This window comes from Mesobacterium hydrothermale (assembly GCF_035818635.1).
Lineage (GTDB): Bacteria > Pseudomonadota > Alphaproteobacteria > Rhodobacterales > Rhodobacteraceae > Mesobacterium_A > Mesobacterium_A hydrothermale.
Window position 1 is genome coordinate 92,039 of record NZ_JAYLLH010000002.1, and the last position, 14,068, is coordinate 106,106.

At 65.7% G+C, this 14,068-nt stretch carries 19 protein-coding genes; all 19 read left to right on the forward strand.

All coding sequences use genetic code 11. The features are described from left to right. The first annotated feature begins 167 nt into the window (after nt 1-167). The 19 genes from VK792_RS01885 to VK792_RS01975 all read left to right on the forward strand — a co-directional run bounded on the left by VK792_RS01885 (nt 168) and on the right by VK792_RS01975 (nt 14,061). On the forward strand, nt 168-2,111 hold the full coding sequence (locus tag VK792_RS01885; RefSeq protein WP_326295649.1) for an acetyl/propionyl/methylcrotonyl-CoA carboxylase subunit alpha: 1,944 nt from the start codon (nt 168-170) through the stop codon (nt 2,109-2,111). Between the two features lie 106 nt (nt 2,112-2,217). Then, nucleotides 2,218-2,889: a glutathione S-transferase family protein gene (locus VK792_RS01890; protein ID WP_326295650.1), complete on the forward strand. Its 672-nt coding sequence runs from the start codon at nt 2,218-2,220 to the stop codon at nt 2,887-2,889. Next, complete coding sequence (locus VK792_RS01895) at nt 2,886-3,563, forward strand: glutathione S-transferase family protein (protein ID WP_326295651.1); 678 nt, start codon at nt 2,886-2,888, stop codon at nt 3,561-3,563. Before VK792_RS01890 ends, VK792_RS01895 begins: the two co-directional genes overlap by 4 nt. A gap of 47 nt (nt 3,564-3,610) precedes the next feature. Further along, nucleotides 3,611-4,471 (forward strand): hydroxymethylglutaryl-CoA lyase, encoded by an 861-nt coding sequence (locus VK792_RS01900; RefSeq protein ID WP_326295652.1) that lies wholly within the window; start codon nt 3,611-3,613, stop codon nt 4,469-4,471. Further along, complete coding sequence (locus VK792_RS01905; RefSeq protein WP_326295653.1) at nt 4,468-5,256, forward strand: crotonase/enoyl-CoA hydratase family protein; 789 nt, start codon at nt 4,468-4,470, stop codon at nt 5,254-5,256. Before VK792_RS01900 ends, VK792_RS01905 begins: the two co-directional genes overlap by 4 nt. Nucleotides 5,257-5,260: 4 nt before the next feature. After that, nucleotides 5,261-5,638, forward strand: coding sequence for a hypothetical protein (locus VK792_RS01910; RefSeq protein ID WP_326295654.1), 378 nt, complete (start codon nt 5,261-5,263; stop codon nt 5,636-5,638). A gap of 283 nt (nt 5,639-5,921) precedes the next feature. Then, nucleotides 5,922-6,287, forward strand: coding sequence for an NADH-quinone oxidoreductase subunit A (locus VK792_RS01915; RefSeq protein WP_326295655.1), 366 nt, complete (start codon nt 5,922-5,924; stop codon nt 6,285-6,287). Continuing rightward, nucleotides 6,278-6,811, forward strand: coding sequence for a NuoB/complex I 20 kDa subunit family protein (locus VK792_RS01920; RefSeq protein WP_326295656.1), 534 nt, complete (start codon nt 6,278-6,280; stop codon nt 6,809-6,811). The genes VK792_RS01915 and VK792_RS01920 overlap by 10 nt, the downstream gene beginning before the upstream one ends. After that, nucleotides 6,808-7,419, forward strand: coding sequence for an NADH-quinone oxidoreductase subunit C (locus tag VK792_RS01925; protein WP_326295657.1), 612 nt, complete (start codon nt 6,808-6,810; stop codon nt 7,417-7,419). The genes VK792_RS01920 and VK792_RS01925 overlap by 4 nt, the downstream gene beginning before the upstream one ends. 125 nt (nt 7,420-7,544) lie before the next feature. After that, nucleotides 7,545-7,919, forward strand: a complete 375-nt coding sequence (locus tag VK792_RS01930; RefSeq protein WP_326295658.1) for a hypothetical protein — start codon at nt 7,545-7,547, stop codon at nt 7,917-7,919. Then, nucleotides 7,897-9,126, forward strand: coding sequence for an NADH-quinone oxidoreductase subunit D (locus VK792_RS01935; protein WP_326295659.1), 1,230 nt, complete (start codon nt 7,897-7,899; stop codon nt 9,124-9,126). Before VK792_RS01930 ends, VK792_RS01935 begins: the two co-directional genes overlap by 23 nt. Then, nucleotides 9,123-9,401 (forward strand): hypothetical protein, encoded by a 279-nt coding sequence (locus VK792_RS01940; RefSeq protein ID WP_326295660.1) that lies wholly within the window; start codon nt 9,123-9,125, stop codon nt 9,399-9,401. The genes VK792_RS01935 and VK792_RS01940 overlap by 4 nt, the downstream gene beginning before the upstream one ends. After that, nucleotides 9,401-10,495, forward strand: a complete 1,095-nt coding sequence (gene nuoE / locus VK792_RS01945) for an NADH-quinone oxidoreductase subunit NuoE (RefSeq protein ID WP_326295661.1) — start codon at nt 9,401-9,403, stop codon at nt 10,493-10,495. The genes VK792_RS01940 and nuoE overlap by 1 nt, the downstream gene beginning before the upstream one ends. Before the next feature lie 30 nt (nt 10,496-10,525). After that, on the forward strand, nt 10,526-11,260 hold the full coding sequence (locus VK792_RS01950) for a helix-hairpin-helix domain-containing protein (RefSeq protein ID WP_326295662.1): 735 nt from the start codon (nt 10,526-10,528) through the stop codon (nt 11,258-11,260). A 13-nt stretch (nt 11,261-11,273) separates the two neighbouring features. Then, the gene (locus VK792_RS01955; protein WP_326295663.1) at nt 11,274-11,495 is read left to right on the forward strand and encodes a DUF5337 domain-containing protein; all 222 of its coding nucleotides are present in this window, start codon (nt 11,274-11,276) and stop codon (nt 11,493-11,495) included. A 9-nt stretch (nt 11,496-11,504) separates the two neighbouring features. Further along, nucleotides 11,505-12,803 (forward strand): NADH-quinone oxidoreductase subunit NuoF, encoded by a 1,299-nt coding sequence (nuoF, locus tag VK792_RS01960; protein WP_326295664.1) that lies wholly within the window; start codon nt 11,505-11,507, stop codon nt 12,801-12,803. A gap of 4 nt (nt 12,804-12,807) precedes the next feature. Further along, on the forward strand, nt 12,808-13,305 hold the full coding sequence (locus VK792_RS01965) for a DUF3291 domain-containing protein (RefSeq protein WP_326295665.1): 498 nt from the start codon (nt 12,808-12,810) through the stop codon (nt 13,303-13,305). A 10-nt stretch (nt 13,306-13,315) separates the two neighbouring features. Further along, nucleotides 13,316-13,735 (forward strand): hypothetical protein, encoded by a 420-nt coding sequence (locus VK792_RS01970; protein ID WP_326295666.1) that lies wholly within the window; start codon nt 13,316-13,318, stop codon nt 13,733-13,735. Then, nucleotides 13,732-14,061: a hypothetical protein gene (locus tag VK792_RS01975; RefSeq protein WP_326295667.1), complete on the forward strand. Its 330-nt coding sequence runs from the start codon at nt 13,732-13,734 to the stop codon at nt 14,059-14,061. Before VK792_RS01970 ends, VK792_RS01975 begins: the two co-directional genes overlap by 4 nt. The last annotated feature ends 7 nt before the right edge of the window (nt 14,062-14,068 follow it).

The window sequence follows — 14,068 nt, forward strand, 5'->3', positions numbered from 1 at the left end:
GGGCGGCGGAGACGTGACGGGCTGGTCCTTCATGGATCGAAGGGTACCAGCGGCGTTGGCCTCGGAAGCAAGGGGGCTGTCCGCCCCCTTGCGCTCCCCCGAGAGGTTTTGGGCCAAGATGAAGGGGCGGGTCGGGCGAGATTGCCCGCGCGTCCGAGGGAGGGATGATGTTTGACAAGATCCTGATTGCCAACAGGGGCGAGATCGCCTGCCGGGTGATCGAAACCGCGCGCAGGCTGGGCGTGGCGACGGTGGCGGTCTATTCCGACGCCGATGCCGCGGCCAGGCATGTGGCCATGGCGGATGAGGCGGTGCATATCGGCGGCGCTGCCCCGGCAGAGAGCTATCTGCGCGGGGACGCGATCATCGCGGCGGCGCTGCAGACCGGGGCGCAGGCGATCCATCCCGGCTATGGGTTCCTGTCGGAGAACCCCGATTTCGTCGAGGCGGTTGAAAACGCCGGGCTGATCTTTATCGGGCCGTCGGCACAGGCGATCCGGGCAATGGGGCTGAAGGATGCCGCCAAGGCGCTGATGCACGCGGCCGGGGTGCCGGTGGTGCCCGGCTATCACGGCGACAACCAGGATGCGGAACACCTGTCGGGGGCGGCCGATACCATCGGCTATCCGGTGTTGATCAAGGCGGTTGCCGGCGGTGGCGGCAAGGGCATGCGCAAGGTCGATGCGCCGGGGCAGTTCCAGCAGGCGCTGGCCTCGGCCCGGGCCGAGGCGAAGACCGCCTTTGGCAACGATGCGGTGCTGATCGAGAAATGGATTTCCGAGCCGCGCCATATCGAGGTGCAGGTGTTCGGCGACGGCACCCGTGCGGTGCATTTGTTCGAACGCGACTGTTCGTTGCAGCGCCGCCACCAGAAGGTGATCGAGGAAGCGCCCGCGCCGGGCATGTCGGCCGAGATGCGCGCCGCCATGGGCGCGGCGGCCGTGCGCGCGGCAGAGGCGATCGGCTACAAGGGGGCGGGGACGGTGGAATTCATCGTTGACGGGTCGAAAGGCCTGCGCCCCGATGGGTTCTGGTTCATGGAGATGAACACCCGGCTTCAGGTCGAACACCCGGTGACCGAGGCGATTACCGGTGTCGACCTGGTGGCGTGGCAGCTGCGTGTCGCGGCGGGCGAACCGCTGCCCTGTCGGCAGGACGACCTGGCGATCACCGGCCATGCCTTCGAGGCCCGGCTGTATGCCGAGGATGTGCCGGCGGGGTTCCTGCCGGCGACCGGCCGACTGTCACATCTGGCCTTTCCGGGGTTTGCACGGGCCGACAGCGGTGTCCGGTCGGGCGACACGATCAGCCCTCATTACGACCCGATGATCGCCAAGGTGATCGTGCACGGGGCGACGCGTTCCATCGCGCTGAAACAGCTGGGCCGCGCGCTGGCGCAGACGCAGGTGGCGGGCACGGTGACCAACCTGGCCTTCCTGGGGGCGCTGGCGGGCCACGCGGGCTTTGGCCGGGGAGAGGTCGACACCGGGCTGATCGGGCGCGACATCGACGCGCTGGCCGCCGAGGACCCGACCGGCCCCGCCGTGATCGCACAGGCGGCCTGGACCGCGCTGGGCCTGATGGGGGCGCCCGCGCCGTTCCAGGGCTTTCACCACTGGGTGCCGGAATGGCGCTCGGTGCAGGTGATGCACCGGGGCGAGGTGCTGACGCTTGGGGTCAGGCTGCGGGCGGCAGGATCGGGCGAGGTCCGGATCGGAGAGCAGCTGGTGGAGGCGCTGTATACAGCCGGGCGCTGGACGTTTGACGGCATCGCGGAAGCGCCCTGGGCGCAGGAGGGCGATGCCATCACCATCTTTGCGCAATATGGCCGGGCGTTCCGCGTGGTCGATCCGCTGGACCGTGTCTCGGATGCCGCCGGTGGCGGCAACCTGATCGAGGCGCCGATGCCGGGGCTGGTGCGCGCGGTGCTGGTCACGGCGGGGCAGGCCGTCAGCGCGGGCGACCGGCTGGCGGTGCTGGAGGCGATGAAGATGGAACACGGCCTGACCGCCGCCCGCGATGGCGTGGTGGCCGAAGTGCTGGTCGCCGAAGGCGCGCAGGTCGAGGCCGGTGCGGCGCTGATCCGGCTGGAGGACGAAGACGCGGCGTGACGCGCGCCGCCCGGGGGCACCGCTTGCCTTCCGGTGCGCGTGACTTAGGCTGCGCCCAAGGGTCGGTGCCCTTTGCCCTGACGTCGGACCGCAAGGAGAGATCGAGATGACCGAGCCCAGACCCCGCCTGCACCATGTCCCGTTCTCGCGGTCGTTCCGCACGCTCTGGCTGCTGGAGGAACTGGGCATCGACGCCGAGATCGTGCCGCATGACATCCGGGCGGGCGACATGCGCGACCCTGTATACAGGGCGAAATCCCCGGCAGGGCGGGTGCCCGCGCTGGAAATCGACGGCAGGACGCTGTTCGAAAGCGGCGCGATCTGCGAATACCTGGCGGAAACGCGTGGCACCCTGGGCCGCGCGCCGGGCCACCCCGAGCGCGCCGACTACCTGACCGCGATCCACTATGCCGAGACCATGGCGGGGCTGGTCGAGCAGCTGAACCTCAGCCGCATCTTCCTGCGGCCGCCGGCACAACCGTCGATCCCGGTGCTGAAGATCACCACCGCCCGCCTGCGCGCCACGCTGGACGGCTTGGAGGCGATGCTGGAGGCCCGGGACCACGCGCTGGCGTCGGGGTTTTCGGCCGCCGACACGATGATGGGATTCAACCTGTTCGCCGTGCCCTATTACGTGCGGCTTGATCCCTATCCCAATGTCGCCGCCTACCGCGCGCGGCTGGAGGCACGGCCTGCGTTTCAGGCCGCACGCGCCAAGGACGGGCCACAGACATTCTATCGCCAGGAGTTCTACCCGATCCCGGAGGACAGCCAATGATCCGCCTGCACCATTGCCCGCAAAGCCGGTCGATGCGGTCGCTTTGGCTGCTGAACGAACTCGAGGTGCCGTTCGAGATCGTGCTGCACGCCTTTGACAAGTCCCTGCGCGATCCCGACTACCTGAGCCTGTCGCCCGCGGGCCGGGTGCCCGCGCTGGAAATCGAAGGCGAGCGGATGTTCGAGACCGCCGCGATCACGGAATACCTGTGCGAGCGGTATCCCGCGGCGGGGATGGGGCGCGCGCCGGGTGAACCCGACCGTATGGCCTGGCTGGTCTGGGTGCATTTCGCCGAGACGATCAGCCAGCATGTCGCCAGCCTGACCCAGCAGCACATCGTTCTGCGCGAGGACTGGATGCGGTCGCCCGTGATGATGGAGCTGGAGGCCAGGCGGCTGGAGAAATGCTATGCCGCGATCGAGGCGCGGCTGTCGACCCCGATCGAGAACCGCGATTACCTGCTGACCAGCGGGTTTTCGGCGGCGGATGTCAGCGTTGGGCAGGCGGTCTACATGGCGCGCTATTTTGCAAGCCTGGACGGTTTCCCGGCGGTTGCGGACTGGTATGCGCGGATCAGCGAGCGACCCGCGTTCCGCGCTGCCCTGCCCGGGGAGGACGCGGCGCTGATCTACGATCGGCCGTTCTATGCGCCCTGGCCGGTCGCGGGGCGGTGAGGCCGGACTTTGAGTATTTGGGGAAAGATGAAAGGGAAGGGCGCGCCATGGGCGGATATGTCGAGATTTTCGAGGCGGGGCCGCGCGACGGGTTGCAAAACGAAAAGCGCCTGATCCCGACGGCGGAGAAGGTGGCGCTGGTCGACCTGCTGTCGACCGCCGGGTTCCGGCGCATCGAATGCGCCAGTTTCGTCAGCCCGAAATGGGTGCCGCAGATGGCCGATTCCGGCGAGGTGCTGGCGGGGATCACCCGGGCGCCGGGCGTGTCCTATGCGGCGCTGACGCCGAACCTGAAAGGGTTGGAACGGGCGGTGGCGGCGCGGGCCGACGAGGTGTCGATCTTCGGGGCTGCCTCGGAAGGGTTTTCCCGGGCCAATATCAATGCCACCATTGCCGAAAGCCTGGAGCGGTTCCGCCCGGTGGCCGATGCGGCGCGGGCGGCGGGGGTGCTGGTGCGGGGCTATATCTCTGTCGTGGTGGACTGCCCCTATGACGGGGCGGTGGCGCCGGACAAGGTGGCCTGGGTGGCCGAACGGCTGTGGGAGATGGGATGCTACGAGATTTCGCTGGGCGACACGATCGGGCGCGGACGGCCCGAGGCGATCGCGGCCATGCTGAAAGCGGTGGCCGAGGTGGTGCCGGTCGACAAGATGGCCGGGCATTACCATGACACCGCGGGCCGGGCGCTGGAGAATATCGAGGTCTCGCTGGACTGCGGTGTACGGGTGTTCGATGCTGCCGTGGGCGGGCTCGGCGGGTGTCCCTATGCGCCGGGGGCGGCCGGCAACGTGGCGACCGAGGCGGTGCACGACCGGCTGATCGCGCTGGGCTACGAGACCGGCCTGGACCGGGACGTGCTGACCCGCGCGGGGGCGATGGCCCGGATGATGCGAAAGGAGGCGGCATGAGCAACCTGGTGAGATCCGAACGCGATGCGCGCGGCGTGGCGACGTTGTGGCTGGCGCGGGCGGACAAGCACAACGCCCTGAACCCCGAGATGCTGGGCGCGCTGGAAGAGGCCGCCGCCGCGCTGGGGGCGAACCCGGACGTGCGGGTGGTGGTGCTGGCCGCCGAGGGACCGACGTTCTGTGCCGGCGGCGACCTGGCGTGGTTCCGGTCGCAGGCCGAGATGGACGGGGCGACCCGCACGGTTGAAAGCCGCCGGATCGCCACCGCGCTGAAGGCGCTTGCGGACCTGCCGCAGCCGCTGATCGGGCGGGTGCAGGGCAACGCCTTTGGCGGTGGGGTCGGGCTGGCCTGTGTCTGCGACGTGACCATCGGTGCCGATGGCGTGAAGATGGGGCTGACCGAGACCAGGCTGGGGGTGATCCCGGCCAATATCGGGCCCTACGTCATTGCGCGCATGGGCGGCAACCGCGCGCGCGAGGTGTTCATGTCGTCGCGCGTTTTCGGGGCTGAAGAGGCGGTCCGGCTGGGCATTCTGAACCGGGTGGTTGCCGGCGACGCGCTGGACGCGGCGATCGAGGCGGAGGTCGTGCCGTACCTGTCCTGTGCACCGGGCGCGGTGCGCGATGCCAAGGCGCTGTTGCGGGCCTTGTCCGGCACCGTGACCGAGGCGCAGGTTGACAGCGCCATCGACGCGCTGGCGGCGCGCTGGGACAGCGCCGAGGCAGCGGAAGGTCTGGCGGCGTTTTTTGAAAAGCGCCAGCCGTCCTGGACGGTTGAGGGGTGACACGATGTTGATACAGATCGCGCATCTTTATGCCTCGGCCTGCCTTGGGATCGCGTTTTTCCAGGTGGCGCTGATCGCCGGCGCGCCTTTGGGGGCCTACACGCAAGGCGGGCGCCACACCGGCGCGTTGCCGACATCGGGGCGGGCGATCGCGGCGGTTTCGATCCCTCTGGTGCTGCTGCAAGGCCTGGCGATCCTTTCGGCCGCGGGGTTTCCAGGGCTTGGCTGGCCGCGCTGGACCGGCTGGGCGGCGCTGGCGCTGTCGGTGGTGACCGCTGTTCTCAACGCGATCACCCCGTCCGAGAAAGAGCGCGCGGTCTGGTCGCCGATCACCATTGTTCTGGCGGGGATGGCGGCCTACGTGATGATCGTCTCGGGCTGAGCAACGCCGCGAGTCGCATTTTCTTGCCCTGTTAAATATTGCCGCAGGTGCCAAATTTTTCTGCACCGCAGTATGCAATTGTAGACCGACTTATTGCCGCATAGAGGTATATGGCGGGTATTTTTAAAGTTAAGCATATGAAATATATATACTTTATACGCTTCTGAATATGTTTTCCGCAGGTTGACCCCAGTGCGCTGGGGGGATAATCACGGGGGAGCAGAACTTCGCGCCCTGTGATCCCGCGCCATGACTCGCGCGGTTCCCGGAAAGGAGGCAACCCGTGGATGAGATGTTGAGGGAGTATCTCCCCATTCTCGTATTTCTGGCCATCGCCGTCGGCCTTGGCATCGTGCTGATTTTGGCGGCCGTCGTGCTGGGGGTGCGCAACCCCGACCCGGAAAAGGTCAGCGCCTACGAATGCGGCTTTAACGCGTTCGATGATGCCCGGATGAAGTTTGACGTGCGGTTCTACCTTGTGTCGATCCTGTTCATCATCTTCGATCTGGAAATCGCCTTCCTGTTTCCCTGGGCCGTGGGCTTCAAGGACATCAGCATGACGGGCTTCTGGTCGATGATGGTCTTTCTGGCCGTCCTAACCGTGGGCTTTGCCTATGAATGGAAGAAAGGGGCGCTCGAATGGGAGTGATGACCGGCGCAAACACCGCGGGGCCCGACAAAGAGGTGGCCACCGCCGCGCTGAACGCGGAACTGGCCGACAAGGGCTTTCTGCTGACCTCGACCGAGGACATCATCAACTGGGCGCGCACCGGCTCGTTGCACTGGATGACCTTCGGGCTGGCCTGCTGCGCGGTTGAAATGATGCACACGTCGATGCCGCGCTATGACGCCGAACGGTTTGGCATCGCGCCGCGCGCCTCGCCGCGCCAGTCCGACCTGATGATCGTTGCCGGCACGCTGACCAACAAGATGGCCCCGGCGCTGCGCAAGGTCTATGACCAGATGCCAGAGCCACGCTACGTGCTGTCGATGGGCAGCTGCGCCAACGGCGGCGGCTATTATCACTACAGCTATTCGGTGGTGCGCGGCTGTGACCGCATCGTGCCGGTCGACGTCTACGTGCCCGGCTGTCCGCCGACGGCAGAGGCGCTGCTGTACGGTCTGCTGGCGCTGCAACGCAAGATCCGTCGCACGGGGACACTGGTACGATGAGCGAAGCCCTGAATGAACTTGGCGCCCATATCGAGCTGAAGCGCCCCGACTGCGTGCTTGGCTGGACCGTCGCCTTTGGTGAGCTGAACGTGGATGTGGCGCCGTCGAATATCGCCGGGCTGGTCGAATTCCTGGGCAAGGACGCGTCCTGCCGGTTTTCGTCCCTGGTCGACATCACCGCCGTCGATTACCCCGAGCGGGCTAAGCGGTTCGATGTGGTCTATCACTTCTTGTCGATGTACCAGAACCACCGCATCCGCCTGCGTGTTTCGGTGCGCGAGGACGAAATGGTGCCGTCGATCTGCGCTCTGCACCCGTCGGCCAACTGGTTCGAACGCGAAGTGTTCGACATGTTCGGCATCCTGTTCTCGGGCCACCCGGACCTGCGCCGGATCCTCACGGACTACGGGTTCCGCGGCTATCCGCTGCGCAAGGATTTCCCGACCACCGGCTATACCGAGGTGCGCTACGACGAAGAGCTCAAGAGCGTCGTCTACGAACCGGTCAGCCTGGTGCAGGAATACCGGCAGTTCGATTTCATGTCTCCCTGGGAAGGCGCGCAATACGTGCTGCCGGGGGATGAAAAGACGGACGGCAAACCGAACTGACCCGACCCGGTTTTCGACTGGAAACCGGGGCCGGCGGCCCAGGCCGCACAGGGACGAAGATACGAGTAAGGCGGGCGGGTCGGCGGACCTGGCCGTGGTGACAGGGGAAGGAAAGTGGGGACTGCGTGGGCAACCTGATGGTCTCGGACATGATGTGGCTGGCCGCCATGGCTGTGGCGATGAAGCCGCAGGCGTGGATTCTGGGCGCCGTCCTGGGATGGTTCGCGGCGCCGAGCATGGTCCGGTTGCTGGCGGCGCTCACGCTGCTGTTGTCCTGGCCGCTGATCGCGTTCGAGGCCTACGGCCTGTTCGTGAGCGAGGGCGCGACGCAGAACTTTCTGAGCCTCTACAACGGACACTACGCGGTCGGAACGTATATCGGCATCGTGGGCGCCACGCTCACCGGGTTCCTGCTGATCTACTTCGTGCGCAAACGCTTGATGGCCCAGGCGGCCAAAAAAAAGGTGAAGAAGAGACATGACGGGATCCAAATTCGATGACGGCAGCACCGACGCGCTGTCGGGAGAGCAGAAGATCCGTAACTTCAACATCAACTTCGGGCCGCAGCACCCTGCAGCCCACGGCGTGTTGCGCCTGGTGCTGGAGCTGGACGGCGAGATCGTAGAGCGGTGCGACCCGCATATCGGCCTGCTGCACCGCGGCACCGAAAAGCTGATGGAAAGCCGCACCTACCTGCAGAACCTGCCGTATTTCGACCGCCTCGATTACGTGGCGCCGATGAACCAGGAACACGCCTGGTGTCTTGCCATCGAAAAGCTGACCGGCACTGTCGTGCCGCGCCGCGCCAGCCTGATCCGCGTCCTCTATTCCGAAATCGGCCGGGTGCTGAACCACCTGCTCAACGTGACTACGCAGGCCATGGACGTGGGCGCGCTGACGCCGCCGCTGTGGGGCTTCGAGGAACGCGAAAAGCTTATGGTGTTCTATGAACGGGCCTGCGGCGCGCGTCTGCACGCGGCCTATTTCCGCCCCGGTGGCGTGCACCAGGACCTGCCGCCCGACCTGCTGGCCGATATCGACCAGTGGGCCGATGAATTTCCCGCCGTGCTGGATGACATCGACGGGCTGCTGACCGAGAACCGCATCTTCAAGCAACGCAACGCCGATATCGGCGTGGTGACAGAGGAAGAGATCCAGCAATGGGGCTTTTCTGGCGTGATGGTGCGCGGATCCGGGCTGGCCTGGGACCTGCGCCGCGCGCAGCCTTATGAATGCTACGACGAATTCGACTTCAAGGTCGCCATCGGCAAGAACGGCGACTGCTATGACCGCTACCTCGTCCGCATGGCCGAGATGCGCGAAAGCGTGAAGATCATCAAGCAGGCCATCGTCAAGCTGGGCGAGCCTGACGCACAGACCGACGTTCTGGCGCGCGGCAAGCTGACCCCGCCCAAGCGCGGCGACATGAAGACCTCGATGGAAAGCCTGATCCATCACTTCAAACTGTATACCGAAGGTTTCCACGTTCCCGCCGGCGAGGTTTACGCAGCGGTCGAGGCGCCCAAGGGCGAATTCGGTGTCTACCTTGTTGCCGATGGCACCAACAAACCCTACCGGGCCAAGCTGCGCGCGCCGGGCTATCTGCACCTGCAGGCGATGGATCACGTCGCCAAGGGGCACCAACTGGCCGACGTGGCCGCCATCGTCGGCACCATGGACGTCGTGTTCGGGGAGATCGACCGATGATCCGCGTTGTTGCCGCCTGTTCCGCGCTTGGCCTTCTGGCCGCCTGCGCGATCCCGCCGCAAGGCGTGACGCAGGACCAGTTGCAATGGTATGACGAGGCCGTCGCCTCTGTCGGCTGCAAGATGGTCGGCGAAAGCGATTACCAGCCGGTTGCGCTGCAAACGGGCCTGACCCGCGAGCAGTTGCTGAAGATCGGTTCTTATAAACTTGCCGCCGAACAAGCCGTCGAGCTTCAGGACGGTGGCATCCAACTGACCACAGGAGCCTGTTCCTGATGCTGCGCCGCCTGCACCCCGAGCAACCCGACAGCTTTGCCTTTACCCCTGCCAACCAGGCGTGGGCCGAAGCCCAGATCACCAAGTATCCCGAAGGCCGCCAGGCCAGCGCGGTTATTCCGCTGCTGTGGCGCGCGCAGGAACAAGAGGGCTGGCTGACCCGCCCCGCGATCGAAGCCGTGGCCGACATGCTGGGCATGGCCTATATTCGCGTGCTCGAAGTCGCGACCTTCTATTTCATGTTCCAGTTGCAGCCGGTCGGCTCTGTCGCCCATGTGCAGGTCTGCGGGACGCTGTCGTGCATGATCTGCGGGGCAGAGGACCTGATGGCCGTCTGCCGCGAAAAGATCGCGCCGAAGCCGCACCAGCTGTCCGCCGACGGCAAGTTCAGCTGGGAAGAGGTCGAATGCCTGGGGGCCTGTTCCAACGCGCCGATGGTCCAGATGGGCAAGGATTACTATGAAGACCTGACCGCAGACCGCTTCGCCGAGATCCTTGATGACCTGGCCGCCGGCAAGGTGCCGGTGCCGGGCCCGCAGAACGGCCGCTATGCCGCCGAGCCGAAGTCCGGACTGACCTCGCTGTCCGCGCATGACTCGGGTCGCACGCAGTACAACGCGTCGGCGCAGCTGGCGGTGGATATCGGCGACACGGTGAAACGCATCGACGGGACCGAAGTGCCGCTTTTGACCCCGTGGCAGACCGGCGCGTCAGCCAAGCCCGAAACGCCGAAAGCCAAGCCCAAGGCCAAGCCTGCACCCAAGCCCGAGGCCAAGGTCGAAGACGCCGCGCCGTCCGAGGGCACAAAGCCCGAGGCGCTGACCGAAGCGCGCGAAGGCGGAGCGGATAACCTAAAGGAAATCAAAGGCGTCGGCCCGAAGCTGGAGGCGCTGCTGAACACGCTGGGCTTCTTCCACTTCGACCAGATCGCCAACTGGACCGCGGCCGAGGTCGCCTGGGTCGACCAGAACCTCGAAGGGTTCAAGGGCCGCGTCAGCCGCGACAACTGGGTCGAACAGGCCAAGACACTGGCCGCCGGGGGCGCGACGGAGTTTTCCGCGCGCGTGAAGAAGGGAAGCGTCTACGACGAGTGACGTCATCGAACTGAGACTGGAGTGTGAGATATGAGTGATATGTCCGGTGGAACTGGGTGTTCTGTACGCTGTTGGCTGACGGCCGCGGCGATTTGCGTGGTGACCGCGCTGCTGGCCCTGGCCGGACACTACACTCTTGGCGCGGCGGTGGTGCTGGGCGTGATCGCCTGTGTGCTGCTGGGTCTGCTGTTCACCTGGCTGTTCTGCGCCGGGGTTCCGAAACTGGGTGTCAGCGCGATGCCCGCTCCGGCCCCGGTCGCCCCGGTGACCCAGCCCGCCCCGGTCGCGACTGCCCCGGTTGCCCCGGCGGCAGCACCCGCCCCGGCGGCGGCAAAGCCCGTGACAGAGGTCAAGGCCCCGGAACCCGCCCCGGTGGCGGTGGTGTCCGAGGAACCTGCCCCGGTCGATGACGCGCCCGGCGACGGCGATGCAGCTGCCGATCGTGATGGCGACGGCGTGGCCGAAGGCAGCGACGAGGGGCGCAAGCCCGCAGGTCTGGCCGCGGCCCGCGACGGTGGCCCGGACGACCTGAAACGGATCAAGGGCATCGGGCCGAAGCTGGAACAGCTTTGCCACGAATTGGGCTTTTACCACTTCGACCAGATCGCGGACTGGACGGCGGACGAGGTGGCCTGGGTCGATGCCAACCTGAAGGGCTTCAAGGGGCGCGTGACCCGCGACAACTGGGTCGAACAGGCAAAACTTCTGGCCACGGGCGGCGAGACCGAGTTCTCGAAGCGTGTGGACAAGGGCGACGTGTATTGAGGGCTGACAAGGGATGAGCAAGGACACCGACAACCTGGCCCGGCAGGGGCGCATCACCGCCTTGGTGATCGCCGGGGTCGGTCTGTACTGGATCGGTGTCACCGCCCTTGGCAGCTGGCTGGACTGGACGCAGCGCACCCGCGCTTTGTTCGACCTGCTGGCGCTGGCCGGGTTCGGCACGGCGATATGGATGGTTTACGGACTCTGGCGCGCGCGTCAGAAGGACAAGGAATAGGACCGAGCGATGCTGAAGGATCAGGACCGGATCTTTACCAATATCTACGGGATGCATGACCGCAGCCTGAAGGGCGCGCAGGCGCGTGGCCACTGGGACGGCACCGCCGCCATCATCGCCAAGGGCCGCGACTGGATCATCGACGAGATGAAGGCCAGCGGTCTGCGCGGGCGCGGCGGCGCGGGCTTCCCCACCGGGTTGAAGTGGTCGTTCATGCCCAAGGAAAGCGACGGCCGCCCGGCCTATCTGGTGATCAACGCCGATGAATCGGAACCGGGCACCTGCAAGGACCGCGAAATCATGCGCCACGACCCGCACACGCTGGTCGAGGGCGCGCTGATCGCCAGTTTCGCGATGCAGGCGCACACCTGCTATATTTACATCCGTGGCGAATACATCCGCGAACGTGAAGCCCTGCAAAACGCCATCGACGAAGCCTATGACGCCGGCCTTCTGGGCAAGAATGCTGCCGGATCGGGCTGGGATTTCGATCTGTTCCTGCACCACGGCGCCGGCGCCTATATCTGCGGCGAGGAAACCGCCCTGCTGGAAAGCCTGGAAGGCAAGAAGGGCATGCCGCGCATGAAGCCGCCGTTCCCGGCGGGGTCTGGCCTGTATGGCTGCCCGACCACGGTGAACAACGTGGAATCCATCGCCGTCGTGCCAACGATCCTGCGCCGCGGCGCATCGTGGTTCGCAGGCTTCGGCCGCCAGAACAACGCCGGAACCAAGCTGTTTGCGATCAGCGGCCACGTCAACAACCCTTGCGTCGTGGAAGAGGCGATGTCGATCAGCTTCGAAGAGTTGATCGAAAAACATTGCGGCGGCATTCGCGGCGGTTGGGACAACCTGCTGGCGGTCATTCCCGGCGGCTCGTCCGTGCCGTGTGTGCGTGGCGAAAAGATGCGCGACGCGGTGATGGATTTCGATTACCTGCGCGGCGAACTGGGCTCGGGCCTGGGCACGGCGGCGGTGATCGTGATGGACAAGTCCACCGACATCATCAAGGCGATCTGGCGGTTGTCGAAGTTCTACAAGCACGAAAGCTGCGGCCAGTGCACGCCCTGCCGGGAAGGCACCGGCTGGATGATGCGGGTGATGGACCGCCTTGTGCGCGGCGAGGCCGAGCTGGAAGAGATCGACATGCTGTTCCAAGTGACCAAGCAGGTCGAAGGCCACACCATCTGCGCCCTTGGTGACGCGGCGGCCTGGCCGATCCAGGGTCTGATCCGCAATTTCCGCGAGGAAATCGAGGACCGGATCAAGGCGCAGAAATCGGGCCGCAGCGGCGCGATGGCGGCGGAGTGATCTGATGCAGCCCTTCGGTCACCACCTTGCGGAATTGAACGTGGGTCGCCTGCTGGCGCCCACCGATGATCCGCGCGTGGCCGAGTTCATGGAAAACCTCGACCGGATCAACGGCATGGGCAAGCGCATGCCCGGTTTCGTCTGGATGATGGAAGGGTCGGGGGAACCCGGCACCGGCAATACCGATGCCAAGATCGGCGGCGATCCGCAATTCGTGTCGAACCTGACGGTCTGGGAAGACGTGGCAAGCCTTGAAACCTTTGTCTGGAAAACCGTGCACAAGCAGTTCTATGACCGCCGTCAGGACTGGTTCGAGGTTCTGGGCGAAATGCATTTTGTCATGTGGTGGGTGCCTTTCGGGCATACGCCGACGCTGGACGAGGCGCTGACCCGGCTGGACCATCGCAAGACCCACGGCGACAGCGATCACGCGTTCGGCTGGGGCTGGCTCAAGGATGCAACACTGTGGCGCAGCCATGGCTGCGCCGTGGCGGCGGAGTAGGGGGATGCGGATGGTCATGACCCTTGGTGCCGCAACGGTTTCGCTGGCCGCCTGTTCGGGCGGACCGGTGGCCGTGCCGTTCCTGGCCAAGGCTCCGCAGGCCGCAGGGGCCGACGTGTCGGTCAGCTTTCTTGATTTTCCCAGGGGTACGACCTGCGGGCTGTCCGACGGGCTGCTGCACAGTGAAATGTCACGCACTAAGGATGGCAGCCGGATCACCGTGCGCGTGCCGCAACATGGTGAACGCGCAAGCTTTGCCTGTCGTCTGCCCGATGGCCGCACCGTGCGGATGACCCGCAACCAGGACCTGCCGCAGGGCACCACACAGGCCGAGATCACCCTGACCGCGTCCGGGCAGGGCAACATGACATACCAGACGGGTGGAGAGACCCGCGATTTTGCGTTTGCCAACGGGGGGGCAGGGGAATGAGGACCGTGCTGATTGTCACCGGCCTGCTGGCGCTGGCGGCCTGCGGTGGCAGCAAGGAAAATGTCCACGAATTCGATGGGCAGATCTACAGCGGCCGTGCCCGCGCCGTGGGCAAGGAAGCCCCAGGAGCCTTTACCGTCGCCATCGGCCCGGTGTCCAAGGGCCTGACCGGCGCGCGTGAAGCCGGGCGCTACGAGGCGACGAAATTCTGCATCGGCTATATCGGCACCTCTGATGTGGACTGGCAACTGGGGCCTGACACCCCGGACGATGCGCTGCAATTCGATGGTGACAAGCTGATCTTGCGGGGCACGTGCGTAGAATGAAGATGTG